The sequence below is a fragment of the Gammaproteobacteria bacterium genome, from assembly GCA_035546635.1.
Classification (GTDB): Bacteria; Pseudomonadota; Gammaproteobacteria; order JAURND01; family JAURND01; genus DASZWJ01.
The window spans coordinates 1-2,751 of the sequence record DASZWJ010000049.1 but is presented as its reverse complement, the minus strand read 5'-3'; the positions used below and the strand labels follow the sequence as shown (position 1 = coordinate 2,751).

The following is a 2,751-nucleotide window of genomic DNA, read 5'->3' as shown; positions in this document are numbered from 1 at the left end:
TTCCATTTGTAGTAAATTGAAGTTTTAAAAACCATGAAAATGGGAGGCTCATGTTTTTTAAGTTCTCAGGATTACTGAATCCTCCAAGAAGGAAGTTCAAGATAGAGGTACTTCTGCAAAATACCTGAGTTTATAAAAAGTCCCCTGAAACCTCAACGGATTGAAAAACCTTTCTTTAGGGAGGACCTAACCTAAGCCAAATTTCTGAAATCCTCAGTCAGGGGTTTTACATGATCCCTACTGAAGAAATGGGCTTTTTAAATTTTGGAAACAATGAAGTAAGTGGATTCTTACACTATGTAAACTGCATATAAATATAAATAAAGCAGTTTGCCTCAATAATAGGAAGAAGGAAGCTGACAAAATGGAAGAATTACTTAACTAGATTAGGATTCCTTTGAGTTTTGGAAGTAACCATTTTTGCCTTCTTGCTACAAATTAAAGCCAAAAAAGAGCTTTAAACCTAAAAATATTTAATAAAGTGATAACTTTGAGTTAAAATTGTATACTGATCAATTTCTACCTGTCTCCCATAATTTGTTGAAGGAATGGTCGATAACATTTGAAAGAGCAACTGAGATATCTGCTTCTTTGCCAATAATTTCTCGTCCAATCCCTGTAAGCTTATCATTCGATTTTTGTCGCACGTAATCTTTAAACTCCTTCGACACTTGAGAGAAAATAATTTTGGTTAAATCGCTTGCAAATAGTTTACTTCCAATTGCAAATTTGCGAAAAATGTAATGAAAAATTCATATATATTTATAATTCTTATTGATGCTTAATCCCTTGACCAAAGTATACATATAGGCGTTGTGATGTCTCTCGACGCAGCGAGACAGAAATTTTGTCAAGAACTTTTGTTAAGGCACAGGAATTTCCCATATGCGAAAATGTGAGGAAAACACCGTTTCAGATAACGGTCAAATTCGGGCCAATGTTAAACATACTTCGGCATTTTGTTTTTGAAAAAAATTAAATCATTTTCACCTCTTTACATTTTCAGTATCTTGAAAAAAATAGCCTATTAAGACCACGTTGTGAACAAAAATTTCAAAAGCGTTCTCAAAATTTGATTTTTTCTTCATCAATATACTTAGGGGATGTCGAAACTCTGGAGATTACCATATATAGCATGAATATGATCATTAGTTCACATGCTATGCATTTCAAGGTGTCAAGATATACGGTATGGGTAAAAACTTGACCCCAAACAATTTCTTTAGATTTTGTGTATTTTTACACTTTTAAGTCGATTTGGACAGGTTTGAAATTTGGTCCACTTTGGCGCAAAATGCACATCAATTCTTCATGGGCGAAAATATGAGAAAAACGGTGTTTCGACAAACCGTCAAATTTGGACCAACGTTAAACACATTTAAGCATTTTGGATATTCATCTATAGTTTTGGAACAAAGGAAATTGAACTTGGTACCAAGTTTCTAGGAATTCATTCACTTTAAATTCAAGCCCTTGAAAGTCCTTTTTGAACATAAGACACTGGCTTTCATCCAATAACCGGTCCATAATTCTTCGTAAGTTCTCACAAGTTCGTCGTAATTCGGATTTCTGTGATCAAATTGAAAGGCATAGTTTTTAAAGACAGTGAACGATAAGCCTTTAGCAAATTGGCACTTACCCAGAGATGCCAGTTTACCCCTTCCGGGTGCGGTAATATCACTCATTTTTAGAGTTCGGGTGCGGTAGGACAACTCTTTTTTAGAGTGCGGTAGGACAACTCCATTTTAATGTTCGGGTGCGGAAGGGGACAAAAATTTTAGTGTGCGTATGCGGCAGGACTTAAGAAGGAACCGCAGTGTCCGGTAAAAGTGTGGTAAAAATACAGGTATATTGAGAGTGCTGTTTAGTGTGCGGCCGCACTCTTATCTTTGACCAACTTTGACCCAAACTCACACAGGAATTTCCCATATGCGAAAATGTGAGAAAAACACCGTTTCAGATAACGGTCAGATTCGGGCTAATGTTAAACATACTTAAGCATTTTGTATAGTTTTGAATCAAATAAAATTAGTTTCACCTCATTAAATTAATTAAATCATCCGGGTGTGGTTCGATCTTCGAAATCTTGTGTGCGGGTGCGGTAGAGTCTTTCGAATCGAGCGCGGTTGCGGTAGCCAACCGCACCCGCACTTGAAGATTAGTGTGCGGGTGCCGGTAAACTGGCATCTTTGAACTTACCTCATCGTCAAGTCTTGCAAAACTGTCCTTCGCCTTGAGTGCGGCGTGACTTGTAGACTGCCATTCTCGGAGTTTAACGAAAAGTTCTTGAACTAATTGACGCTCACGTGATTTTGAGATTAAAGTGTCCCAATGGTTCTGCAAAATTTCTTCAACTTCTTCCATTTCTGTGATAAACTCCATGATGGAACTTTACAAAATATCTGACTTGGCTCCTATCAGGCTATTGATTGATTAAAACTTACATCTGAACCTGCATTTAAAGGTCAAATGCTCAGGATTGTTTTCAATACCAGTATATTCCCTGCATGGTCGACTCTATAATTAGGCATTGATGTCAGCATGATTCTTGAACTGGCAAATACCGAAGAGGCGAGGACAAGTTGGGGAGCCTGACACCCGGATTCCATTTTCCATTTGTAGTAAATTGAAGTTTTAAAAACCATGAAAATGGGAGGCTCATGTTTTTTAAGTTCTCAGGATTACTGAATCCTCCAAGAAGGAAGTTCAAGATAGAGGTACTTCTGCAAAATACCTGAGTTTATAAAAAGT

The 2,751-nt window shown here is 36.9% G+C and carries 1 protein-coding gene; it reads right to left on the bottom strand.

Annotation, left to right across the window (positions count from 1 at the left end; all coding sequences use genetic code 11):
* Nucleotides 1-2,034: 2,034 nt before the first annotated feature.
* Complete coding sequence (locus VHE99_13030; GenBank protein HVV69931.1) at nucleotides 2,035-2,364, bottom strand: hypothetical protein; 330 nt, start codon at nucleotides 2,362-2,364, stop codon at nucleotides 2,035-2,037.
* Nucleotides 2,365-2,751: the final 387 nt, after the last annotated feature.